Source organism: Nostoc sp. (assembly GCF_036919575.1).
In the GTDB taxonomy this organism is placed as follows: Bacteria; Cyanobacteriota; Cyanobacteriia; order Cyanobacteriales; family Nostocaceae; genus Nostoc.
In genome coordinates this window covers 35,513-59,395 of sequence record NZ_JBALBY010000077.1, presented here as the reverse complement: position 1 = coordinate 59,395, position 23,883 = coordinate 35,513, and the positions used below count along the sequence as shown (strand labels likewise).

General features: G+C 43.1%; 29 protein-coding genes, 1 tRNA gene and 1 pseudogene. 14 read left to right on the top strand and 17 right to left on the bottom strand.

Features of this window, described 5'->3' with window-relative positions:
- From V7K27_RS20325 to V7K27_RS20315, 3 genes and pseudogenes are all read right to left on the bottom strand, one after another.
- Positions 1 to 308 (bottom strand): annotated as a pseudogene (locus V7K27_RS20325) (hypothetical protein); the annotation flags it as partial.
- The gene (locus V7K27_RS20320) at positions 308 to 541 is read right to left on the bottom strand and encodes a hypothetical protein (RefSeq protein WP_334949891.1); all 234 of its coding nucleotides are present in this window, start codon (positions 539 to 541) and stop codon (positions 308 to 310) included. The pseudogene V7K27_RS20325 and the gene V7K27_RS20320, both read right to left, overlap by 1 nt.
- Positions 542 to 548: 7 nt before the next feature.
- Positions 549 to 1,133 (bottom strand): hypothetical protein, encoded by a 585-nt coding sequence (locus V7K27_RS20315; protein WP_334949890.1) that lies wholly within the window; start codon positions 1,131 to 1,133, stop codon positions 549 to 551.
- A 154-nt stretch (positions 1,134 to 1,287) separates the two neighbouring features.
- Here V7K27_RS20315 and V7K27_RS20310 point away from each other — a divergent pair, with 154 nt between their 5' ends.
- Positions 1,288 to 1,788, top strand: coding sequence for a hypothetical protein (locus V7K27_RS20310; protein ID WP_334949889.1), 501 nt, complete (start codon positions 1,288 to 1,290; stop codon positions 1,786 to 1,788).
- Here V7K27_RS20310 and V7K27_RS20305 read toward each other — a convergent pair.
- The 9 genes from V7K27_RS20305 to V7K27_RS20265 form a co-directional block, all read right to left on the bottom strand.
- Entirely contained in the window at positions 1,785 to 2,555 is a 771-nt protein-coding gene (locus tag V7K27_RS20305; RefSeq protein WP_334949888.1) for a hypothetical protein, read from the bottom strand. The two genes, V7K27_RS20310 and V7K27_RS20305, sit on opposite strands and share 4 nt — an antisense overlap.
- 124 nt (positions 2,556 to 2,679) lie before the next feature.
- A complete protein-coding gene (locus tag V7K27_RS20300; protein ID WP_334949887.1) occupies positions 2,680 to 4,302 on the bottom strand; it encodes a hypothetical protein in 1,623 nt (540 codons plus the stop codon).
- Positions 4,303 to 5,241, bottom strand: coding sequence for a hypothetical protein (locus tag V7K27_RS20295; protein WP_334949886.1), 939 nt, complete (start codon positions 5,239 to 5,241; stop codon positions 4,303 to 4,305).
- Positions 5,234 to 5,989, bottom strand: a complete 756-nt coding sequence (locus V7K27_RS20290; protein WP_334949885.1) for a hypothetical protein — start codon at positions 5,987 to 5,989, stop codon at positions 5,234 to 5,236. Before V7K27_RS20290 ends, V7K27_RS20295 begins: the two co-directional genes overlap by 8 nt.
- A gap of 225 nt (positions 5,990 to 6,214) precedes the next feature.
- A complete protein-coding gene (locus V7K27_RS20285; protein WP_334943708.1) occupies positions 6,215 to 6,481 on the bottom strand; it encodes a hypothetical protein in 267 nt (88 codons plus the stop codon).
- 193 nt (positions 6,482 to 6,674) lie between these two features.
- Positions 6,675 to 9,620 carry a DUF3854 domain-containing protein gene (locus tag V7K27_RS20280; RefSeq protein ID WP_334949884.1) on the bottom strand — a complete coding sequence of 982 codons (2,946 nt, stop codon included), beginning with the start codon at positions 9,618 to 9,620 and terminating at the stop codon, positions 6,675 to 6,677.
- Between the two features lie 344 nt (positions 9,621 to 9,964).
- Entirely contained in the window at positions 9,965 to 10,258 is a 294-nt protein-coding gene (locus V7K27_RS20275) for a hypothetical protein (protein WP_334949883.1), read from the bottom strand.
- Complete coding sequence (locus tag V7K27_RS20270; protein WP_334949882.1) at positions 10,251 to 10,460, bottom strand: hypothetical protein; 210 nt, start codon at positions 10,458 to 10,460, stop codon at positions 10,251 to 10,253. Before V7K27_RS20270 ends, V7K27_RS20275 begins: the two co-directional genes overlap by 8 nt.
- 97 nt (positions 10,461 to 10,557) lie before the next feature.
- Positions 10,558 to 10,797, bottom strand: a complete 240-nt coding sequence (locus tag V7K27_RS20265; RefSeq protein ID WP_334949881.1) for a hypothetical protein — start codon at positions 10,795 to 10,797, stop codon at positions 10,558 to 10,560.
- Positions 10,798 to 10,900: 103 nt separating this feature from the next.
- Between V7K27_RS20265 and V7K27_RS20260 the strand changes: the two genes are divergently transcribed.
- From V7K27_RS20260 to V7K27_RS20205, 12 genes are all read left to right on the top strand, one after another.
- A complete protein-coding gene (locus V7K27_RS20260; protein WP_334949880.1) occupies positions 10,901 to 11,233 on the top strand; it encodes a KGK domain-containing protein in 333 nt (110 codons plus the stop codon).
- A 205-nt stretch (positions 11,234 to 11,438) separates the two neighbouring features.
- Entirely contained in the window at positions 11,439 to 11,783 is a 345-nt protein-coding gene (locus tag V7K27_RS20255; protein ID WP_334949879.1) for a helix-turn-helix domain-containing protein, read from the top strand.
- A 208-nt stretch (positions 11,784 to 11,991) separates the two neighbouring features.
- Positions 11,992 to 12,174: a hypothetical protein gene (locus V7K27_RS20250; RefSeq protein ID WP_334949878.1), complete on the top strand. Its 183-nt coding sequence runs from the start codon at positions 11,992 to 11,994 to the stop codon at positions 12,172 to 12,174.
- Positions 12,175 to 12,486: 312 nt separating this feature from the next.
- On the top strand, positions 12,487 to 12,831 hold the full coding sequence (locus tag V7K27_RS20245; RefSeq protein WP_334949877.1) for a hypothetical protein: 345 nt from the start codon (positions 12,487 to 12,489) through the stop codon (positions 12,829 to 12,831).
- A 6-nt stretch (positions 12,832 to 12,837) separates the two neighbouring features.
- Positions 12,838 to 13,203, top strand: a complete 366-nt coding sequence (locus V7K27_RS20240) for a hypothetical protein (RefSeq protein ID WP_334949876.1) — start codon at positions 12,838 to 12,840, stop codon at positions 13,201 to 13,203.
- 82 nt (positions 13,204 to 13,285) lie between these two features.
- Positions 13,286 to 13,516, top strand: a complete 231-nt coding sequence (locus V7K27_RS20235; protein ID WP_334949875.1) for a hypothetical protein — start codon at positions 13,286 to 13,288, stop codon at positions 13,514 to 13,516.
- Positions 13,509 to 13,673: a hypothetical protein gene (locus tag V7K27_RS20230; protein ID WP_334949874.1), complete on the top strand. Its 165-nt coding sequence runs from the start codon at positions 13,509 to 13,511 to the stop codon at positions 13,671 to 13,673. The genes V7K27_RS20235 and V7K27_RS20230 overlap by 8 nt, the downstream gene beginning before the upstream one ends.
- Positions 13,674 to 13,778: 105 nt before the next feature.
- Complete coding sequence (locus V7K27_RS20225) at positions 13,779 to 14,138, top strand: hypothetical protein (protein ID WP_334949873.1); 360 nt, start codon at positions 13,779 to 13,781, stop codon at positions 14,136 to 14,138.
- Positions 14,135 to 15,388 (top strand): hypothetical protein, encoded by a 1,254-nt coding sequence (locus tag V7K27_RS20220; RefSeq protein WP_334949872.1) that lies wholly within the window; start codon positions 14,135 to 14,137, stop codon positions 15,386 to 15,388. The genes V7K27_RS20225 and V7K27_RS20220 overlap by 4 nt, the downstream gene beginning before the upstream one ends.
- Before the next feature lie 274 nt (positions 15,389 to 15,662).
- Complete coding sequence (locus tag V7K27_RS20215) at positions 15,663 to 15,941, top strand: hypothetical protein (protein WP_334949871.1); 279 nt, start codon at positions 15,663 to 15,665, stop codon at positions 15,939 to 15,941.
- Positions 15,942 to 15,945: 4 nt separating this feature from the next.
- Entirely contained in the window at positions 15,946 to 16,218 is a 273-nt protein-coding gene (locus V7K27_RS20210) for a hypothetical protein (protein WP_334949870.1), read from the top strand.
- Positions 16,194 to 17,348 (top strand): site-specific integrase, encoded by a 1,155-nt coding sequence (locus V7K27_RS20205; protein WP_334949869.1) that lies wholly within the window; start codon positions 16,194 to 16,196, stop codon positions 17,346 to 17,348. Before V7K27_RS20210 ends, V7K27_RS20205 begins: the two co-directional genes overlap by 25 nt.
- 77 nt (positions 17,349 to 17,425) lie before the next feature.
- Here the strand turns inward: V7K27_RS20205 and V7K27_RS20200 are convergent.
- The 4 genes from V7K27_RS20200 to V7K27_RS20185 all read right to left on the bottom strand — a co-directional run bounded on the left by V7K27_RS20200 (position 17,426) and on the right by V7K27_RS20185 (position 20,321).
- A tRNA-Phe gene (locus tag V7K27_RS20200) sits at positions 17,426 to 17,498 on the bottom strand.
- 78 nt (positions 17,499 to 17,576) lie between these two features.
- Entirely contained in the window at positions 17,577 to 18,458 is an 882-nt protein-coding gene (locus tag V7K27_RS20195; protein ID WP_334949868.1) for a metal ABC transporter permease, read from the bottom strand.
- Positions 18,459 to 18,505: 47 nt separating this feature from the next.
- Entirely contained in the window at positions 18,506 to 19,276 is a 771-nt protein-coding gene (locus V7K27_RS20190; RefSeq protein ID WP_334949867.1) for a metal ABC transporter ATP-binding protein, read from the bottom strand.
- A 106-nt stretch (positions 19,277 to 19,382) separates the two neighbouring features.
- Entirely contained in the window at positions 19,383 to 20,321 is a 939-nt protein-coding gene (locus tag V7K27_RS20185) for a metal ABC transporter substrate-binding protein (RefSeq protein WP_334949895.1), read from the bottom strand.
- Positions 20,322 to 20,661: 340 nt separating this feature from the next.
- Here V7K27_RS20185 and V7K27_RS20180 point away from each other — a divergent pair, with 340 nt between their 5' ends.
- Entirely contained in the window at positions 20,662 to 22,281 is a 1,620-nt protein-coding gene (locus V7K27_RS20180; RefSeq protein ID WP_334949866.1) for an iron uptake porin, read from the top strand.
- 324 nt (positions 22,282 to 22,605) lie between these two features.
- Here the strand turns inward: V7K27_RS20180 and V7K27_RS20175 are convergent, their stop codons facing one another.
- Positions 22,606 to 23,694, bottom strand: a complete 1,089-nt coding sequence (locus V7K27_RS20175) for a DUF6745 domain-containing protein (RefSeq protein WP_334949865.1) — start codon at positions 23,692 to 23,694, stop codon at positions 22,606 to 22,608.
- Positions 23,695 to 23,883 lie beyond the last annotated feature (189 nt).

Sequence of the window (23,883 nt, the reverse complement as noted above, 5' to 3'; positions counted from 1 at the left end):
TTAATTAGTTTGGCACTATTTAGCTTGAGTGAAATTTCTGTTGCAGTAACCTTCTGCAAATTTATCCCGGCAACCGGAGACAAAAATTGATATTTCAAATTCCCCGCCCAACGCCAGCGTTTTCCCGTGGGGATTGTGCATAGACAGCGAACAATCAAAACAGGATTTGTAAACAAGAAAGGAACTTCAAAAGCAGGAATAGGAGTATAGCTGTAAACTTGTCCCTCTGTTTGAGTAAATATCCTAGACTCATCGTAGACCTGATTCCAGCTATTAGGATTACTTAGTTCTAACGGCAGGTCAGTCATTAAAGAATAATTCTTACCTCTGCAAGATTCTTCTCTACTGTTATCAGGTAATCATCAATATTGACTTCACACAATTCTAAAATATCTAAAAAATCTTCAAAGCTAATTGACCCATCAATGAAGTGTTTTTTTCCGAGGTCAGCGCATTCTAACTGCTCAATTAGCTTTGACGACTCATTTTGAGATAATTTCTCAGTGGCAAGAATAGTCAAGCCAAGAATATTGTCAAGCATTGGTTTATCAAATTGCTTCCGGTTTGAAGCTGATACCACGATCGGCCGTTCCAGTGCTAACAAGTAAAAGCAGGTTGTTTTTTGCAGCGTTATAGCTTAGGTGAGTACCTGTCGATCCAAAAGGATAGGTATAGCTAGCGTTGGTTCTTTTTTTGTAGTCCTCTCCCGTAAGTTTTGAGGGAGTTGACACACCCGCTCCAGAATGAACTGAAACAGTAGCTCTAGCCGGCCGAAAACCTTTAACTCTTACCAATCCAGCAGTTCCAGTGGGTGTATGATCAATACCTAATATTGCATCATCTACGCCAGTAGCACTATAGCCTGCTATGGCTCGTCCAGAGATGTTTGTCAGATAGACTTTAACCTCTGTCCCCAAAAGTCCAAAAGGAGTTAATGAGCAGAATTTTTCTGATCCTGGATTGCTTGCGGTTCCTGTGCGCGTATAAACAACATGAAGTTTTCCCGCTTTATAATCTTGGTAATGTTTTAAGACACTGCCATCAGGTGCATCAGGAGTGATCGCCCCTGGTGCAGCACCTACCGCGCGTAAGGCTTTTAATGCTCTCTTTAAAGAGTGAAATCGTCTACCCATTTTAGTTATTTTGACTTAAGGTGCTTAAATCAAGCATAATTGATGAAAATTTTTTTATATGAGATTTTAAAGCTATTCATTTAAACATAAACCCTATGGGTTTGTTCAATCTTTATACTCTCCAAATCTTTATACTCTCTAAAAGGAAACAGCTATGACTACCATTACCCCTGGAACAGGCGGAACTCTCAAATCAGTTAAAGCGGAAAACGCACTCGTGGAACTTGTGACGTTTCTTAAAAACGCCCAGACGGATTTAACAATTAATCCGAATAAATTTAACTACGTCACGATTGATTACAACGTAAACACAGGCTCGGTGTCAATTTCGTTTAACATTCCCGCTAATTCTGTGATTACTGCGACTGGTAACTTACAAATAGTGGGAGGTGAATATTTAACAAATCTAGGTTTTATTATCGGCGACAATGGAACCTTTAAAAATACCACTGCGGCGGGATGCTTGATAGAAATAGCGTCATTCATTCAAAGCAAAGAATCTGATATCGTTGCTAATCCAAACGGCAATAATTACACAAATTTTAACTACGACGGTGATAACGCTATCTTTGGTGGAACCGCAACGATACCTTTCACTGTTTCTATTGACGCTAATGGAAAGCCACTGATTAACGTGACTGAATATTTACTTTAATGGGGAACGACATTTAAAACTTCTGTGATTATTGATTGCTGACTTGAATCAGTACCAATTTTATATTCTTTCACAATGGGCTTATTATTCTCATCGAATTGAATTTCTATTAAACCCTCATTTCTTGTGAGATTTTTTTGGAACACGTAAGCATCTAAAGCACCAGCGACGACATAACCCGCTTCTGCGCAAGCCATACCAAATTCTTGATAGGCTTGATCGACTAAAGCATGAAGCGCTCTAGGGGTAATAGTATCGATACCCTCTTGGATTTTTTGCGAGATTACAAAGGGTTTGTGACGTGCTTCTAGTTCTTCTGTAATTTTTTTTTCATTCGCTCCGGCTGCTTTTAATCTATTTTTTAGATCATCATCGCTACCCCTAAAAGCACGGCGAATGCTACCGTATAAATTTAAAAATCCAGCTTGTAAAAATAACCTAGCACTTTGAGCAATTACGACAGCGTATTCTTGGGACAATTTTTCTAGCAACTCCTCTGTTATCTGTGGTGCAATGGATTCAAAAACCACTGGATTAATGGCAAGAATTGATAGCGTAGGCAATGCACCGCAAATAAGATATCCTAATGTTTTCCCTATTGCTTGACCAACCAAACCCGCGACGGCGACAAAACTGTTGTCAGTTGATGCGGCGATTTCTGCATCAGTTATATTCCAGTTAAAATTCCAAATAAAGCTAACAGCTACACAAAAACCACCCCACAACTTTGTAAAAGTCCATGATAGTATTTTACCTAAAAATGTCATTAACCCGGACAACAGAGACTTGCCCACATTTGTAAGCCATCCGATAAAACCGCCGCCATTGCCTGATGATGGTGTTGTAATTACTCGAATACCGCCAGATACAGCAGTGTTTCTAATTACTCTACTAGCTAGGCTTATTAATCCCATCGTAAACCTTCTCTACATTGCCAACAAATGACGCTACTTGATCTGATAAATTGCCACTTTCGCCGGACAATGTTGCTAAACTTTCCTTTAATTTATTAACAATTGCTGCGTTGTCACCGGGAGTCTTTGCATAATGTACCCCGCGAATAATTGCAGCCGCTTGCAAAAGACTGTGAATTGCAGCCGCTATAGTTTCTTTTTCTTTGTATTTAATAACGGCGACATCTTGAGTGCTATCCACTAGTACGCTACTAAATGATGTTTTCCCCGGTGTAAATGTTAATGGCATTTGTTCATTGTCTATCTTGGTATGAAAACCTAAGTAGTCAACAATTGCATTCACGATATTGAAAATTTTAAAATCAGATTGTTTTATCTGCCCACATTCAGCTAAAGTTCTATTGGTAACATTCAAAAGTAACTCATTATTTATATTGGTATGAATCATCATTGTAAACATTTCCGCCATTGCTTCGGCTAGGTTCGGTAAATGGATAGTTTGTGATTTCCCGCTATCGTCGGGATTATTCACCTGAACTGTAATCTCAAACTCACCGAGTGTTTCATCAAACCGTTCTGCAAACCATGAAATAAAATCCGTAAGGCTCTCAATTGATTGAGTCTGTGCGGGTTGTACGCCAGTTTTTGTTAAGTGACTTGTGAGTACAGTTGTGGGTAAAGTACCGATACGTTTTAGGATTAATTTAAGCAGTTGATCGTTGTCTGATTGACCGGGGCAACATTCCATTTTTGGCGGTGGTGGTGGTGGTGGTGGTTTACGTGAAGGAGGTGGGCATGGTGGCGATTCAAATTTAGTCGATAACCAACTATAACCCTCTGTTCCCAATATCCAGTTTTCGGGATTATCAGGTGTACTCCATTCAGCACTTAAGACAAGCCCATTGCTTTGCTGCAATAATGTTATTCCATACCCATTATTTTGATAGGAAATATCACCCGATAATGATTTAGTTGCAATAGATAATTCTATGCCAAGTAAATTGCGATAGCTCCATTCAGATTTTGTTTGAATATATTTAATATTTCTATATCTATTAGCATTTGGTATTGCATTATTTTCAAGAAGTCCTTGTCTCACATGTTCTAGTCGGTTCTTGGCATTTTTTCTTTCTATATCTGACCAAATTTTAACAGACGTACCACCATCGAGAAACATAGGAATATTTTCCGTTTCCCCAAATTGATCATAAATATAAACATAAAGACTTGAGGCAATTACTGCATACATTGAATCTCCATTAGCGCAATATGCAATTTCATTTTTACCTTCTGGTAAATCTTCTGGCGAAGGTGGTAGAGGTGGTGGAGGTAGTTGACAGTTTGCGGTTGTATTTCGATGAACAATTTGAAGAACAGGTAATCGAATAAATCCCAATGTTCCTTGTATTGCTACACCGAGATTGCATTCATCGAACACAATTTGAGGTGTTACCCTTATTGGGGTGATGTCAAGCCAGCCGCCATTACAATAGGGGCTGTTTGGATATCTATCGCAATCTCTAGGATCTGCTGGTGTATCTGGCGTAGCGTAAAAGTTACCCCCAACAGGGATTAAGCTTTTTTGTGGTTGTGCAAACATCTAAGGTATTTGAGAATCATCAATAAAGAATTGCGCCCCCGAATATGGATAAACGATCCATCCTTCTGCATCTGTATATAGAAGTTTTCCACCACGATGAATGCCATTCACAAACACTGTTCCTACTGCTTGATAAATTTGACCAAAAATTTGTACATTGTTAGCTGCAAAAACATTCACTCGTGTATCGCCGTGTCCTTGACTGCATATTACTTCTACTTCGTATCCTTCCACCGGATTTATTGGTAGATTAAGCGTAAAAGTTACAAGACTTGTAACGTCAATCTTTGCAAGTATTCTATCTTTATTTTTTAATTGATAATCTGCATAAATTACTTCAATAGTCATCTCTTCATCTCCTGTTGGTGTTGGGTCTGGGTCTGGTATCGGATCTGTGACTGGCGTGGTACTACCCGTGACGTTAATTATTATTGGTGGTTGATTTATTGTTATTTGTCTAGTTAATTCTCCAAAAATTGTAACTTTATCTTGTCCGTTCAGTAGTCCATATCCTACGTCTGTGATTTGAGCCGCAATCATTCCATTGTCACCGAGAGTATGATTACCCAGTAAATACTCTCTATAGGGATAAGGATCGGCATTCAATAAAGAAAATGCTTGCAACTTTTGCCAAGTTGATAAATTATCCGTTTTACAAAGTATATCAAGTTGAATCCGTGCTGATTTCCATTCAAGGTTAATGGCTGCAAGTAATTTTTTTGATTCAGTATCTTCTAGTTCAAATACTGGAAACGTAATAGCAGCAAGGCTATAAATCCAACCGACTGCTTTTAAATCGTTTATTTCCAAATATTCATCGACGATTGTATACCCTGCTTTGGTGTAGGGAATGTAATTAAAAATTGGAACAATATTTGACCCAGACAAGCTATCAATTGTTACGCATAATTTTTCTTTTCTAGTTAATTGCTCAAGCATTTTTTATTGCAACTCCCCTAACTCGCAAAGATTCAATGATAATCGCTCTAGCATTAGCGGGTTCTTTCCCTACCCAAAGCGGGATTTTTTTTGTGCGAATACGGCGAAAGTCACCCGCGAGTGTGGCGTTAAATCCTGAATATTCTCTGCCTTCTTCTACCACTACTTTCTCGTAATTTAAAACACTAAAATACGCGGGGAAAACTCGCGTATCCTCTTTGTACATTCTCTTATTTTCAGCGCGTACCCCTTCCTTCTTTTCCTCAGCAACAGTTAATGTAAGTATCTTCGCGGTAGAGAAAGCTGCTAATGAGTGCATCATGTTTGCGGCAATTTCTTTATCAGCGCCATAAACTTGCATTTGGCGACCATTACTTAAGTTTGCAGTCGCTCGAAATCTTCCCCAAGTATAGCCCTCTACCCCTCCACAAGCATTTTTAATCGTCAACCAATCTAATTTAGCCTTATTTACATCAGATATGTTGTATGTTGCTCGAACAAAGCGGAAGCCATTTCTTTCTCTAAAAGGAGGAGTTTTAAAATTAAAGAAAAATACTGTTAGTTTAATTGTTTGTGATTTTGCTCTAACGTAGTCTTCAACCGGATAACCAACAAAATCACCAATATCTCTATTCTCGATCAAGTTTCTATTGGCGATGACTTGAGACACTATCGCTTTATAATTCGTTCGATTTACTGCAAGGACAATCTTCTCGCCTTTCCCCGCTAGTACAATTTCACCTGCCATTTATTGGACACAAGTTTGAGGTCTTACCTCCGTTGTATGACTTTATTAAATATAAGTAAATGTTCCAGTTTTATGTAAAAACAGAATAATTGAGTGTTTACACTGACTCAATCTCAGCAATAACATAATTAATAATAGAAAAAACTTCCACTTTAACCATGCAGGAAGATTAAAGCGGAGCTTCCCCCGAAAAGATTAGTATTTTTTCGGAGTTAATATTTATATCTAGCTAGCGATCGCTAAATCCGGCGATGGAGCAGCAGGCAGTATCGATGCTGCGGCAACATCGATTAAGGTTTTAATTCCAGGGGCACCAGCCAAAATGCTGGCTGCGGTCTGTTCGTCTGCTGCCAACAAGCTTTTAATCTCGGACAACGCTTGATCGCGTTCGGCAAGGTGTGTGGAATCGGCTTTAATTAGCTTGCTAACAATCTCCGAGTAATTATTTAGCAAAGTGGCTTGAGCCGCTAGCGCCTCATCTATTTTGGTCATAAACCTTTCATCCATGAATTACGCTTCGGTTTTAGCACACGCGATCGCATTTCCTCTCCTGAAAAGTGCGATCGCAATCCTGACAATACCACCTGGGGATATTGCCATCTTTGCGCTTATTCCAGCCATTGCGGTAAGTGCGCCATCCGAAACATCGGGGGCACTGAACGCGGGTTAGGTTTTGGGTCATGGTTTAATTTCTGGGTGGTTCACTAAGTTGGTTCGCCTTGACGTACAGAAAACGACCAGAGGGAAATTCAATTTGCCACTTTCTCCCGTCCCCACCAACGATTTTGATCATCTCCCCACCATACATTGCTTCCTTGTTTACTTGAGGTTTCCACGGTTTTTGTGCTTCAAGCCATTCTTTGACTATCTTTTTGGCCCCGTCCTCGAAATGCCCTGCTGCTGTCAGTTCTGCCTTGATGGTAGCTCCTCCGCCCGTTGGCCATTCCCAGACCATAGAGCATTCGTAACCGCAGAGGTTATTCGCTTTGTTCAAAATCTTTGCTTCTGGTTTGGCAGTACATATTATGTCTCCAAGGTGAGTGGCGATATGAAGACTGAGGAGCGAAGGATTTATCAGCCAAAAATCGAAATCTTTTTTAGTGCTAATGGTGTTGAGGTTTTGAGCGGGTTCATCAATTGGCGAGATCCGATCTTGATTTTCTGTTTTTTCCTCTACATAATTTGTAGTTACTTCATCGCCACCCGTCACCGCCTTATCTGGCAAGGCTTCTGACCCGTCACCTGACCCGTCACCTGACCCGTCACCTGACCCGTCACCTGACCCGTCACCTGACCCGTCACCTGACCCGTCACCTGACCCGTCACCACCCGTCACCCGTTCCATAAGTGAGTAATCGTAAGTAGGCAGGTGGTCATCAAAAGCAGTACGTAGTCGCAAACCCTTAATAAACTTGCCGGTCTTTGTGTGCTGTTTTTCGACTGGCCATTTTAAGATTGTGTGGCAAAGCTCGATTAAGTCGGGGGTAAAAACTTTACTACTTTTGGCTAAATCGCCAGAAGCTTGGCAGTGGCGGACATAAGATCCGAACAAGGTATGAACTTGTTCCCCATTAGCACCCTCGTTTCTATCGTTCCCGACTGGAGTGATAGCGTTTAGATCATAAATAACTCTGTCGTTAATCCAAGATGCTACAGAATCGCCTTTCATCTGGTTATTCCAGAATTCTAAGGTACATTCTGGGATCTCTTTTTTGCCCCCCAGTATGGCAGTGACGTGTGCATCAGTGAGGGATAGTAAGTGATTTGTGAATGCTGCTAATTCTGGCTCAAATACATTGGATAGCTGTTTGCGCCTAGCTTCAGGAACAGTATTGTTACAGGGGACTGTGATAGTCCGACGCTTGGCACGGCTGCTACTGCCACCACTGAAAACGGGGAAATTGGATACAACTAAGGTCATTCCCTGGTAATCAAAGTTAAAAGATTTCTTTCTCTTCTCCTCAGCCCGCACCTGATCTTCACCAGTCAAGCTCAGAAATCTACCTACACTTCCTCTGTAGGGATCTTCATCCGGGAATATCACCAGCCGCTTGCCAAAAGCGTTAGCTCCCTCAAACTGGTTGCTGCACCAGATAGGGAGATTGGTTACTAGAACGTTTTGCTTTCCAACCAACTCAGTGAGCAATCTGGTGAATGTTCCTTTACCTGTTCCTCCCAATCCAATCAGGTGAAGAAATTTCTGTAAGTCGTAACGACCCTTGATTACAGCGTTGCAATAACAAATTAGCAACTCCTTGATGTCAGCATTGCCAGCCGAGAGGTGTTCTAGGAATCTGTTGATATTTTCCCAACTTCCAGCCTCGTCAGAGTAATCTCTGGGAAGACACCACGTCAGCCGATATTCCGATGAGTGTGGCAATAGCTTGCCGGTGCTAATTTCTGCTACCCCATTCCTAAATGGCAGGAATTCGCGGGATGAAACTTGGTTCCATTCGCGTTCGATCAGTTCGTGGCGTAGTATTTTGACGATGCCCGTGACATAATCAGGCCCAAAATTGCAAGCACCTTCATCGTTAATAATTTTGTAGATCAAGGATTCTACGTATTCCGGCGATTCATTAGACCAAACCCCGTCAAAATCCGCCGCGTATCTGCGCCATTGCTTTGTCTCGTTGTCAAAAGCCAACCGTTCACGATAACCGTCGGCTATTTTTCTCGCCATCTGGTCAGGCGGTGGGTTTTTGTGTTTCTCTGACTTATTAGAGTCAGAGGCGTTGCTGCCTAATTGAAATTGCTTTTCTAATCGGGCAATGGTTCGATTGTATGCTGCGTCAAACGCTCCAAATCCTTTATTCACGATGAGGTCATCTGCTCCTTTACCATCTGCTGATGACCATACAATATCGTCTCTATAGGTCTTAAATCCATCCCTGTCGATAACATCTCCCAAAGCTCGTTTAGCAGCGTTTACCCGATGTCTGGTTTTTTCTTTGCTGTCACGATCCAGGGCGAATAGCCAAATTGCATCTTCCTGGTTAAATCGGTGCAAATCGGGGGTTAGCTTTTCTCTGCCGCCACAGCTACAGCCATAAAGAGGTAGTGGGACATAACCCTGACTGAGCATAGATAAGCCTTTTTTGCCACCTTCGCCGATGATGCGGGGAATGTCCGAGGTTTCATACCACTCCCAAAAACTACCATCTACGGGAACTTGTACCCCATATCGGGAACCTATGCGCTTTCTGATCGATGGGGGGATAGGGGGTAGATAGACGCGATCGCCATTGCCGTTCGGTGCCCTGTAGATGTAAGGTCGCTGCTGGTCTTCGTCCCAGGAGGAGACGATAGCTTGCCAAACTGTGCCGTCTTCGTTCATGAAGAAGGCAGCGTACATTGGCTCTTTGACTTGTTGGGTAAATCGGGTAAACGTCCAATTTAATGCCTCATGGATCGGGGTCGTAACTTCTCCGCCATAATCAAATTCTTGGTCTTCATGAAATTCGATGGAATGCTTAAACAGTTTTGGATCAATGCCACTGCCATCAATAAATGCGGTTTGAATAAACTCTTTAAATTCGCCAAAGGATTGGAATCTATTCTTTTTATTAACCTGCTGATATTCAGCACTTAACACAGAAGAACCTTGCTGCAAGAGGGTTTCGCTAATCATTTATCCCTCCAAATGTGGTATTGTTAAAAAAATTATTTTCTTTCTTGTATTTAATTGTTTTTTGTTGAGCGGGGTGGTGACATCCGCTCTTTTTTTTGTGTTTTTATACATGGCTTCCTTATGTGTGACGGGTGGTGACGGATTGGTGACGGGTGGTGACGGATTGGTGACGGGTCGGTGACGGGTCAGGTGACGGGTCAGGTGACGGGTTAGGATTCTTACTGTGTAAAGCGTTGATGGTTTAATCATTCTTAGCCGATTTTATAAGCGATTGCGATCGCACTTTTGATTTCAACTTTAGGTCATGTATTGATAACTACGGTAGAAAACTACGCACTGACTGTTTAAAAACTCTCCCCAGAAGACAGTGATCGCCGTCTCTCTGATTCATCTAGTAACTTGATAATCTGCTTGGCGGCGAAGGAGCGATCGTAGTGAGCAAGCCCCGACGCTGCCATTGCCATGAGTAGAAACTGGACTGGTTCAGTGTGATCAAGGAATAAGTCTGGGACTACACGTAGCATCAGCCTTGCATAGGCTCTTACCTCTTTATGGGTCAGTGGGCTACCTTCCTTGTTGTTGGCAATTTGTTTTAGGAAGTGGGTCATCGCTTTGATTTGAGCGGATGAATCAAACATCTAAGTTTGGGGTATCAGTAAGTTGCAGGAACAGGAGAAAGTTGTCTAGCTCCTCTTCGGTCAGGAGCAAGCGCGATCGCACCCCAAAACATTTCATCAAATGTTCTCGACCCTGGGCTTTCGTCCAGCCTAGTCGCTGCATCTCGGCGTCTGTCTTGCTTATTAGGTCGTCGAACTTTGGGTATGTTGGCTTTTCAGTCATTGGGCATCGGGCATTGGGTGTTCGGCGTGGGAATCCTGGATGCATCATTTTTAAGAAGTGCGATCGCAGTTAGGAGTTAGGAGTTAGGAGTTAGGAGTTAGGAGTTATGAGTTACGGGGGTGAAATCAACGTAATAGTCATGCCCCACACGAAATTGCTCTGATGCCTGTGGGTTAGTGATTTGCAGTGATATCTGACCGGCTGGCGTCGCCTTCCAGAAAGCTAGATTCTCCTCACTGGGTGGATTGGTGGTTACAGGATGAAGGATAACCATCGCTATCTTGGTTTCTCGGTCAGGTAAGTTTTGTTGACAGGTGAATTTAGCTCTGATAGTCATTGTTTTGATTCCTTAGTAATTGGTGGGAAATGGGAAAGCTTAGGGAAGGCGGATCGAGCGTCAACTTGATCCGCCAGTTTCTATACCGAAAGAGAAAATCGAAATGAGCGACGAAATTTTCTTGAATGATGATGATGTTGTGTCTTTTCAGGACATGGCTTATAGCCTTACGAATGTACAGACGGTAAAAGTTAATGAAGTCAAAAGTTCATTGATACAAACTTGGTTTAAATCGAATCTGTCTGGCTGGATTACTCACGGGATACCTTGTAAGGTCTTATTGGAAGAAGGAGGGGGATGGCAAGCTGGGAAAATTCGATTTCGGCTGGAGTTTATCCCTAGTCAGCCAAAAGTGCCTGGGCTAAAGCCTTCGACAGTTACCAGTGAGCCACAATCGCCGCTAGCTGATCTCCGATCGCAACTCAATCCCGAATAATCACAGATGCGTCGCCTAGTGCGGGGATTCTCCAGCTAAAAGCATCGGAGAATCCCCGCATTGTCGTTAGTTTTGCTTATTTGTCCGGGTCATAACATTTTTTACTTGTTTTACTAATTGGCTTCGATCTTCACGGCAACAAGTAGGTTGTTGAACCGTGGGCATCGCCGTCTCTGGTTTGTTGTGGGATTCTAGAGAATGAGCGGTGATATTGACCGCTCATGTTGTTTATGGAATTGGCGCTTTTATCAACAGGTTCCTAAGACCGCTTGATTTAAGCGCCTCTTATGATATTATGACTGTAGAACAGAAAAGGCAACAACTAGCCCCTAAATCAGTGTTAAAAGCGCTTAGAGAAAATGCAGGTTTGTCACAGGAGCAGCTCGCTGTTTACCTTGGCATTGCTGTCTCCACTCTCAGACGATGGGAGAACGAGGGCATGGAACCTTCAATGACTAGAAACCAATGGCAAGTTTTCTGCCAAAGCATTGGAGTATCGTTTGATGCACTGCCTCAGAGCTTGGCTGCTCCTGCTGAAGCGAACGCCTAAGTAAAAGCAAGGAAAATTAACAGTAGATGGATGCAAGGCTAATCAGAGCATAGGTCTTGAAGTATCGCTATGCGAGTAATTCTTGCCAATTCCGTACCTGACTTTCACCCCCAAACCCGGTAGAGATAGCAGCCTGCCAGCCACAAGCGAACACCAAAGACCTGCTAGGGGAACAGATAACCGACAACTTACCTAGGAGAAAACCGACATGAAAGTAAAAGTCAAAGAACTAATTGAGAAGCTGCACGAGTTTCCGCCAGATGCAGAGGTTGCGATCGAAGACTTAGACGATGACACAGAATATTACATCGCCAGTTTTGCGGCTGGCGACGGCAAGATGACCATTGTGATCACCAGCGAGGAGGAAGAAGAAGAAGAGGAGAAAGGTTAAATTTTCAGCGCCAGGGCTAAATAATTCCTGGCAAATTAAAACTCCAGAGCGCATAGATGCCCCAGAGTCCTTTCACAAACTTATTACAGAGACGAGAAAAGGACAGCTTAACAGATGTCTAGTCAAACAGCAAAAAGCGATCGCCGTTTAACACGTAGCTTTCATCCAGACTGAATGTTTCTTTTACAACTGCATTCACCCGTAAGTCGTAGCGATCGCAGGGTTAGCGGTTCCAATTAAAAATCCAGAGCAAAAGCCCTGGACATCCTAAACCCGATCGGCACAAGAAAAATAACATTGAAAGAGGACAGCATGAATATAACAGACATCAAACCACCTGATATCATCACCCACATCGAGCAGAACTTTAGCCGCACTCAAGCCACTGGGTTAAACTGCCTAATTTTCCTCTCACTGAGGGAGCAGACCACGGTTGCCTACCAGAGAAAGGAGTGGGGCTTTGAAGATATCCCCGAACAGATAATTACTTGGTGCGATTCTCTTAAAGAATGTGAACTGATTCAACTAGCAGAAGAGATTGCGTCCGGCTTGTTAGACGAAATTATTGGGGCTGCGGTCGAGCCAACAAACGCTCAAATCGTTACCATGCAAGCGATTGAGGCAAAAGCCAACACCCCACTATTGAGCGACTATTAACGCAGTATGACTGACCAACAGATTACCGACAAACCCATTAACGGGCGGCTACCCAGCATTGATAACAGCCGCAAGGGGAGGAAGAAGGAATGGAAAGACCTAACTGTTGACCCACTCTCGGAGGGGTCTGATAGCCATCAAGCCGAGTATGTGACCGGCAAAGCTCCGATGACTTGGGCATTGCTCGAAGTCGGTCAATTATTTTCTCGCTCCAAGAGCGGGAAGAATCTACACGTCAAGCTAAACCATGGCCGCGCCATTTGCTTGGATACACGTCAAGCGATTGAGGTGAAGCCGTCCATTCGCAACTCCCTACAGGTTTGGATTGTGACCAACTTCAACTCAACCTCTGCCGCGAAACCAGATTTTTAAAGGCAATCGCCTGTCTGTCAGGATTGCGATCGCCCACAGAGATTAGTCTCCACCGACGAAAACTAAACATCATCCAAATTATATGCCCCAAAGACCAAATCCCAGTAACGAAATTCACCGCGTAGGCTTCCCCGAGGGACAGCTACTAGGCAATGGTGCAACTGAAAAGGAGTGCGCCGAAATCTCAGCCGCCTACCTCCAAGGAAAACCACTACCCGCCACTGATAACGAAGTTATCAACCGAATATCAGATCGTCTGACCGAAACCACTGGCTACGGCTTGTACAGCGACTGGGGGAATAAAAATGAGTGAAGATACCACTTGTAGCCCTTGGTTAGAAGGAGCTAAAGCGATGTCCCTTGACTTAAAAACCCAACCGCCAGAGGTGCAAGCAGAGATTCGGCGACTAAGCAAGAAAACTTACCCCGAAACCTGGAGAGCCATACGAGAGACGGAGGATCAGAAGTGAATCAAATAAGTATTCTTATTTGCATCATTGGGGCTCTAATCATTGCGATGGCAATGTGTAAGCACGAGAGTAATCGCCCTTTCTACCTCAAAATCGAGGTGCAGTATGGCAGATGAGCAAAAAATCGTCGTTGAGGTTCCGAGCGATCGCGGTTACTCCCCACTCCCCACTCCCCAATTATCCAAGTTGGAGAAATTTAAGAAGGGGTGGATAAACGCGATCGCCCTACCAGATAACCTTGCTGACCTAGCATTTGACCTCACAAGCTGTGTCGCCATCCCGGCCTTATTTGCGAGTTGCTGGGTTAGCATCCCCTTTCCTGGTTTTCTCCGGCTTGGGGTACTGGTAGTAATAGGCGTGATCGCTGGATGTTCATTGTATCTGCGGCAAGCAATCCCAGAAGTAAAAGACTTACTTCTGTTGCGTGTGGGGTTAGTCGCTGTGGGGGTGTTAATCGGATTATGACCAGCAATTCACTGCACCCATCACAATTGCACCAGCACTTACAGATGTATACTCGCGCCAAGTGGTCATACTGGGGCAGTTTGGTTATTAGCGTCAGCTTACTGTCATTCGGGGTTAGTCAAAAATCGGGTGTTAAACCTTGGATGCTAGCCGCGTCTGTCGGTACGCTGGAAGTAGGGCGTAAACATCGCCAAACAGCGAAGCTCCTGCAAGAGTCTCTAGGCGATATCGACCGCGCATCACGTTTAAATTATCAGGCATGGGTTAAAACCCAAACTCAGCCCACGGCACAGTTAGCGGTAACTGTTGGTGCTATTGATGCCAACTGGAAACCGGAGAATCTGATTACAGATCCAGTTGAGTACATCCAGAAAAAACAAAAACACGTCGCCTTAGTCGGTGGAACTGGTGACGGGAAATCGACTTTTACCCAGTATCTATCCTCCAAAATCGGTGGTAGGGTCGTCGTCTACGACAGCGACGCTAAACCTGATGATTGGTCATGGATTGATCAAGCTGATGTCATTGGCAGAAAAGGGAACTTCAAAGCCATCGACACCGCAATGGGTAACGACCTCAAAACCTTAGAAGAACTTGTAGAGCTTCGCGGAGAGGGGGGAGATAACGCGATCGCTGGTCGTGAGAGGTTCCTGATTGCTGAGGAATTCCCAATATTAGTAGATGAGTGTGACCACGCTGCTAACTGGATCAAGCGTCACGCCAAACGGGGACGGCGATACAAACAGTTTGTCTGTGCATTGGCCCAAAACGACACCGCCGAAAACTTCGGTTTACAAGGGGATAAAGACACCCTTTACAGCTGCTTTGTGCTGGTGCGCCTGGGCCAGTTCGGGCGTGACCACGCCAGAGCCAAACTTAAAGATCCTCAGTTAGAGCAGTGGTTAAAAGCCGGTGGTAAAAAGCGGTTTATGGTCGATGACTGCCCCTGTGAACTTGACCTGAGCAATTGGGGAGTAGGGAGTATGGGTCAGCCGGAAACCAACTCAGAGGGAAAAGAGGAGGACCGATCGCAGTCCCAACCCATGAATGAGTACGAGCAATTCATACTTGACTGGGGTCAACAGCACCCAGGCGAGGTTTTAAAAGCCGCTCATCTCAGTCGGGCTACGCGGTTATTTGACAATATGCAGCCAGACGAAATACGGATTTTCTTCGTTTCTATGGCTGATAGGGGATTGGGGGAAGTGGAAGGAAATGGCGATCGTTTGGGCTGGAGGTGGTCAAAGTAATGTCTACACCTTGCCTACAGTCCGTCTACAGGCTGTAGGCAAAGCTTTGTAGGCGAATTGGTTATCAAGCTTCAAATACTTTGAGAGTTGCAATTAGTGCTTAAAAGCTAATCGCTAATTGAGTTATAAACCGTCTACACCGACTACAATTTTTTAACCCCAAGAATTCGGCTGTAGACGCTAAAAATAGCCGCCAGAGCGGATTTTGGCGACTGTAGACAAAATTTTTGGGGTTTAAAAAACTTAAAAATTCCAAATAATTTTTAACTCTGCGATGAATTATCTCACTTATCACGACCTAGAGAAAGAAGACAAACACGGATTTACTGCTGGGGACAAATCCCTAACTGAAGAATCTTTGGTAGTTCGTGAGATGGTTGTCCCTGGAATGTTTGACTATCCAGATATGTACGTCAGGCACATATATCTGACCTTTAGAACACAGCAATATCTCATCATCAGCATGACGGATTATGAATTAGATGAAGCCAAAAAATTAGAGATATGTACTGGTGCTGGGAAGTTTTTGAAGGAAAGAAGCGAAAGAAATTGATGCAATGACTCAAACAAATTGTCCTCGATGCGATTCTACGCGACTGGAATACCAGGAAAATTATGGTTACTGGGGGTGTGACGACTGCGGTCACGCCTGGGCATTAGATGCTGACGATCCAGATTATGACGAAGAGCAAATTGAACCACTGTCACCGGCAGAATTAGCCGATTATGACGATTCGGTTTCTTGTTGGGACTGCCACGGGACGGGGAGAGTTTACATCCTCGATTCCCCAATAGAATGCACCGAATGCAAAGGAACTGGGTACATTTAATGGATGCTCTTACCAAAATTAACGATCGCCTCAAACTGGCTCAAGTGGGCGTTCGCGTCGAACAAGTATCAAATCGGCTTTATCTGCGAGCCACCCTACCCCCAAAACCCAACTCTACTAAAACCCAACCCTATCAGCAACGGATCGCCCTGGGAATCTATGCCAGCACAGAAGGATTCAAACGAGCCGAAGCTGAAGCAAGGCTTTTGGGCGGGTTAATTGCCTGCAAAAATTTTCAGTGGGAAGCTTACCTAAAAGTCCCCGCCGGGGAATCGCTGGCAGTTGAAACCATTGAAAATGTGATCCAACGATTTGAGAAATATTATTTTCAAACCAGAGATCGCAACCAGCAAAGCCAGACAACTTGGCGGATAGATTACTGGCGAGTGTTTCAGAAGCTGCCCCAAGGGGAAATTCTCAGTTCTCAAAATATTTTAAAAATTGTGACAGGAACTTTACCAGATACCAAGACTCGTAAGCGTACCTGTATGGCGCTTGCGTCCTTGGCTAAATTCGCCCAGGTCGAAGTGAATCTCAAACCCTACAAAGGAAAATATAATCCACGCTCAGTTACCCCACGCGACTTACCAACTGACCTAACCATCGCCAAACATTTTTACCAGATTGAATCAGAGGCTTGGCGCTGGATTTACGGAATGCTAGCAACTTATGGCTTACGTAACCATGAGGTGTTTCGCCTAGACCTGGGAGCGATCGCTAGCGGCAACTATGTTGTCAGCGTTGGCGAAAATTCAAAAACTGGAGCGCGGCGGGTCTGGCCTTGTTATCCAGAATGGTTTGAGGAATTTCAACTACAAAATGTAGTTTTACCAAAAGTTGACCTAAACCAAGCAAATCACGCCCTGGGTCATGTTGTTACGGTTTGGTTTAACCGCCATTCCATTCCCTTTGCCCCTTATAATTTGCGCCACTGCTGGGCGATTCGAGCCTTGGAATTTGGGCTAGACATCTCGCTGGCAGCCCAACAGATGGGGCATTCTGCCAAGGTTCATAGCGAACTGTATCACCACTGGATTAGCCACAAACACCACCAAAGGGCTTTTGAATTAATGTCTCATAAGTCCGAACGCCCCCAGGTTCCCCGGATTTTGGGGCATGAGAAGGGTTAAAATTTTTTGACTAAAGTTTGACTAAGCAGAATTCATGAGTCGTAGTCAAAAACTCTTGGTGGTGCGTTGTTTTGGTATGCCAGGAACCGGACTTGAACCGGTGACACGAGGATTTTCAGTCCTCTGCTCTACCAACTGAGCTATCCCGGCTGGGCTTTTTGTGAGCCACGATTACTAAATGTAGCAAACATTAAAGAATATAGCAAGACCTTGGAGAAAATAAAATATTTATGCTGCTTTCAAGCTCAACTTGAACCAGATGAAAACGGCTACAAATAGCAGAAACTGGACAAGAACAATACTTGGCCCAGAAGCAAAGTTGAAAATACCTGAGACAATGATGCCAGCAATGCTGCTGATGGAACCAACTATCACCGACATGACTAGAAAGCGGCTAAAGTGGTGACTCATCAGTTTGGCGGTGGAGGCGGGAATAACCAAAAAGGCGTTCACCAGTAAAACGCCGACAGCTTTAATTGCGACAGCAACGGCGAGTGAAAGCAAGACCACAAAAACATAGCGGTACAATTGGACGGGAATACCTTGAACTTGCGCTACATCGGGGTTAAGGGTCAATAAAATTTGCTGCTGCAGGGTTGATAGTAAAAATATGCTACCTCCCACAAGTACTAGCAGCGTCAAAATTAAATCTGTGGTATCGATCGCTAGAATATCGCCGAACAGCACCGCCATCAAGTTACCACGATATCCTTTAATCAGGCTCGTGAGAATTACACCGATCGCTAATGCCCCAGATAGCACTATACTAAGTACGCTATCGCTAGCTAAGTCGGTTTTGTCGATAAAATAGAGGACAATAACCCCAAAAACCAAGGTAAAAGGTAACAGCATCCAAGTAGGATTTATTTGTAGCAGCACACCTAACGCCACACCTACTAATGCTGCATGACCAACCGCATGGCTGAAAAAGGATAACTGGCGCAAGGTGACAAAACTACCCAACATACCGCCAAGTATTCCCATTAATACAGCACCTACGATCGCACGCTGCATAAAGGGGAATTCTAACAACTTTACCAAGTCATTACCATTAGCGATCGCAAGCCAAGCTATCTGACAATCATTGCAGAAATCTATAATTACTGGCATCTTTCATTTTTTAATTACGAATTACGAATTACGAATTACGAATTATTTTAATGTTGGTGCTGATAACGGCTGAAACCTGGGCCATAAGTTGCTAACAGGTTTTGTGGTGAAAGAGCAATTTCCGGCTTACCAGTACAAACAATGCTTTGATTCAGACAAAGCACGCGATCGCAATGGCGATTTACCATATCAATATCATGAGAAACTTGCAATACCGTCCAACTCTCTTCCCGCTTTAATTCATTTAGCAAAGCATAAAAATCTGCTGTACCTTGCACATCAACACCAGCAAAGGCTTCATCTAGTACCAACAGTTTCCGAGGCATTACCAAACAATAAGCCAATAAAACCCGCTTCAGTTGACCACCGCTAAGAGTACCAATAGCTTGATGTTGTAAACGATAAGCATCAGTTCGCCGTAAAGCTTCTGTTACTGCTGCCGATTTTTCTCGGTCTTGTCTCCACAACCCGGAGAAAAATGAATCCTTTCTTTTCCTTTCATTAGTCCATCCCAGCCCCACCAATTCGCTAACAGAAATGGGAAAGCTGCGGTCAAAAATAAAGTTTTGCGGCATATAGCCCAACAGGTGACGTAAACGCCCCAGCCTTGCAATTGGACGACCCAATATTTCAATCGTACCAGCACTTCGAGGTATCAAATCTAAAACCGCTTTTACCAAAGTACTTTTACCAGCGCCATTGGGGCCGACGATGGCTGTATCTGTTCCTGGCAACAATTCAAAGGAAACGTCTTTAACAGCTAGATAGCTGCCTTGATAGACAGTTAATCCTTCTACTTTCAAAATATTATTAGTCATTAGTCATTAGTCATTGGTCATTGGTCATTGGTCATTGGTCATTAGTCATTGGTCATTAGTCATTGGTCATTTGCAAAGGACAAAGGACAACTGACAAATGACAAACCTATTTACACGCCGTTTGCAGAGTTTGCAAGTTAGCTTTCATCGCCTGAAAATAATGTTGCGGATCTGTTTCGCCAGTTTCCAGAGAATCCAGAGGACGCAAAGTTAATTTCAAGTCTTTTGAGAGGCTGACCAGCAGTTTATTATCTACTCCTGGTTCACTAAATAAAGCTTTAACTTTGTACTTTTTCACAGCGTTGACTGCATTTTGCACATCGGTTGGTGAAAGTTGATCTTCGGGAATTTGCACCACAGCAACTTGCTTGAGGTTATAGCGTTTAGCTAAATATGGAAACGCATCATGAAAGGTAATAAAGGTACAACTAGGAGTTTTCTGCAAAGTCTGCTGAAATTCGCTGTTTAAACTTTCTAATTCTTTAATATAAGCCGCAGCATTGACCTCATAAGTAGCTTTATTCGCGGGGTCAGCAGCAATTAATCCATCCCGAATATTAGTTACCTGTTGTTTCGCCAAAACTGGATCTAACCAAACGTGCGGATTACCTTGGGTATGTTCGTGGTCTTTTTCATCTTGCGTCGTTTTCACAACAGGTGAAATTTCATTTAAGGGTTTAATGCCAATACTTGCATCAATTTCAGTTAATTTGGAATTTTGGGCATTTTTGACAGTATTTTCCAGAAATACCTCCAAACCTAACCCATTTTTTACTAACACATTCGCAGTGGCGATCGCTTTGACATTTTCTGGTGTCGCTTGGTATTCATGTACCTCCGTACCAGGTGGCACTAGAATTTCTACATCTGCGACATTTCCAGCCACTGCCTTAGTAAACAAATATATCGGCAAAAATGTCGTCACTACTTTAGTTTTTCCCGACTGCACCCGTAGGGTAGATGCAGCTGACTGTGCTTGCGGCGACTGTTCGGAAGTTTTTCCCTTAGGATTCGATTGACTACAGCCAGTAGCCATTGACAACATTAGCAAAGCAATTATGGGCAAAATGCCGCTTCTTTGTCTACCTGTTCTAAGTCCTCTGCAATTCACAATCACGGTGTTTTCGCCTCAAATCTGTCACAATTCCTATTCTGCATTTTATACTATAATAATTCTCATTCTCATTCAAGACACATAATATCATTCTGGGTTTGCTGTGTAATGAGTAAGGGTAGTTCACTTTTTCCTGAATAATTAGGATTTCTTGACTTTTTTGTTAAAAAGTTTCCTAACTTCTGATAAAATTACTGACAAATATTTTCAGAAAACCCACGTTTTTTTAAACGTGGTTTGGGTGTGAATTCGAGATCAGTGTGAGGAAAAAATGCAAAAATTCTGTAAATATCTGCTATTTAGTCCAGCAATCTGCGGTGTAATGCTGTTTGTGAATACTGCTGCATTTGCAGGTGAAACATCCAGCACGTCTGAAATCAATCAACCGCAAGTTTTAGCTAATCCAGACACAAGGACTACGAACATAGCGCCAGTTCAGACAATAGGGCAAGTTACCTCTGTGTCTCAATTTTCCGACGTACAACCCACTGACTGGGCATTCCAAGCATTGCAATCCTTAGTTGAGCGCTATGGCTGTATTGCAGGATACCCAAATAGCACTTATCGTGGTAATCGGGCATTAACGCGATATGAGTTTGCTGCTGGTTTGAATGCTTGTCTTGATCGGGTTAACGAACTAATTGCTACAGCCACTGGTGATTTAGTTAAAAAAGAAGATTTAGCCACATTACAAAAGCTGCAAGAAGACTTTTCAGCAGAACTGGCGACACTCCGGGGTCGTGTAGATTCAGTAGAAGTACGTACTGCTGAATTGGAGGCGAATCGGTTTTCAACCACAACCAAACTGAATGGGGAAGTGGTAATGGCGATCGCCAGTGTCATAAGTGGAAATACAGTTAATGGTCAAAAAGTCAACCAAAATACTGTCCTTGCAGATCGGGTGCGTCTGAACCTTGACACCAGTTTCACAGGTCAAGATTTACTCAGAACACGACTTCAGGCAACAAACCTAGATCCCTTCTCTCAGACTGCTACCTTTACACCAGAAGGTGATCTCCGATTTGCTGGTGGTAACAACAATAATGGAGTTGTGATAGACGCGCTGTTGTATCAATTCCCTCTCGGTAAGAAAACAGGTGTCACCCTAGAAGCAAATGCAGGTGCAATTGATGATTTCACCAACACAGTCAACCCGTACCTAGATGGGGACGGTGGTACTGGTGCTGTTTCCCATTTTGGGACTCGCAACCCAATTTATTATCTAGTCAATGGTACTGGTATAGGAATAAAACACGAATTCAGTGATAACCTCGAACTAAGCTTGGGGTATTTAGCGAATGATGCTGCTAACCCTCAGCCTGGCTCTGGACTGTTCAACGGTGCTTATGGTGCTATGGCGCAGTTAACTGTTAAGCCTAGCAACCAAATTACCCTTGGTTTGACCTACATTAACGCCTACAAAAATACTTTTTTTGCCAATGGTAGTGGTGGTAGCAATAACGCTAATGACAACATATTGCAGAATGCTTCTAGTAACTCCTATGGTATAGAAGCATCCTTTCAACCTAGCTCAAAATTCGTGATTGGCGGTTGGGCTGGTTTAACCAAAGCTCGCGTCCTTTCAGTTGGTGACGCTGAAATCTGGAACTATGCCGTTACACTGGCTTTCCCCGATTTTGGTAAAAAAGGTAACGTTGCAGGGATTATTGTGGGTATGGAACCGAAAGTTACCAGTGTGAGCAGTTCTCTGAGCAATGCAGGTATCAACAAAGATCCAGACACTTCATATCACATTGAAGGTTTCTATCAATATCAACTGAGTGACAATATCAGCATTACCCCAGGAGTTATCTGGCTAACAGCGCCAGATCATAACAATCAAAACGATGATATCGTGATTGGTACAGTGAGAACCACATTCACTTTTTAATTTAGGACTTACTCAAAACTATACGCTGTAGGGGCAATTCATGAATCATGCGTGTCAACTTAAGCCTTGGCGAATGGAATTCGCGGCTACACAAACAAAGTCCACCTTCGTGGACTAATACAAAATCAGGGATTCTTAACCCACGGAGGTGGGTTTTGTCTGTGTAGACGCGGTTTCTAACCGCCCTTTTATCTTAAGTTGACACCAATAGCAAGATGCCCACCCCACAAGAAGTAGTTGAGTATTTTTTTATTTGGAAGTCCCTTATTCACGCCCTCTACTTACTTACTTACTATTTGTTTAGCTTGTTGTCCAACTCAAAAATCAGGTTTGCACACCAAATTCTTCTGGATCAATTTCCCAATTTACCCAGCGAATTGCCTCACGCGCTGAGTTCATATTCGGTGGAACTCGCAAGGCGTGAATAAATCCTGTACTAGGGCAAGTCATTTTTAATAAATAAATCGGCTCGATATCCAGATTATTATTAATTTTTAATAGTGTATATTCTTGCCAATTATCTAATTCAATAGCTTGTAATTCTTCGCAAATTCTGGCGTAACCAATACCCTGAATTAGTACTCGCCGTAGTTCGGCATTTTCCTCTGATAAAAGCCATTCAGCTTGCCATTGCTGTGGGTGGATTTTACCGTATTTTTCAGGCAAGGTTACACCGTGATATGAGTAGAGGCTATATCCATCAATAAATTCAATGGCGGGTTCGCCTTCAGCGTGGAGGCGATTTTCATTGTCGAAGCGAAGGTGAAGCGGGCGATCGCATACTATACAAATATCATCATACGCAAACACCCAACCACATTCTTGTATTAAAGATTTAAATCTTTTCCATTCTTGTTGAGGATGAATAATGTTCAAAACAGAGATACAAAAATCATTTCCATCCATCCAATTGCCGTGATTTTCAAGTCTAAAGGAGTTATTAAGTTGAACTTCAATCAACCACGATTGATCCTCTATTTGCTCGTTTACTTGAGTGCAAAATTTTTCAATTAAGCCTTTGTGTATTTCATAATTTAACAGAGAATCTGCCATACCATAGAAACAGTTGAGGAATTGCTTACGGACTTGTTTCCCAAGCTGTTGATAGAGTTTACTCGAAAGTTCTTTAAAGATATGAGGCGAAAATAAGCTCTCTAAACTATTTGGTTCATTATTGAGGTAACTGTCTATAAATTGAGGTGACAGTCGTTTTAGCATCCAGTTGCAAGCTGCATAAGGGCTATCACAAAAAACAATTTCAGGTTCTTCAAAACCAATCGCCACATAAGCAGCTTTTACCACATTAGCAGCTTTCTCTCTATCAATTCGCTCAGTTGAAAGCGCGATCGCTCTCCACTTGTCCCGATAAACTGGAATCAAAGCCTCTTGCTCAGGCGTTAACTTTTCAATCATTATTACTACTTTAAATCCTCAAGCAATCTTTGCAAATCTTCATAGTTATAAGGTGGACGTTTTCGCACGGTTAATATATCAACGATCTTATTTGTTTCGCTAATTGCATAAACAATTCGCCAATTATCGAGTCCTAGCCGCCATAACTCAGGTTAAAAGCTAGGTACATCCAGCATTTTGCTGTTAGAA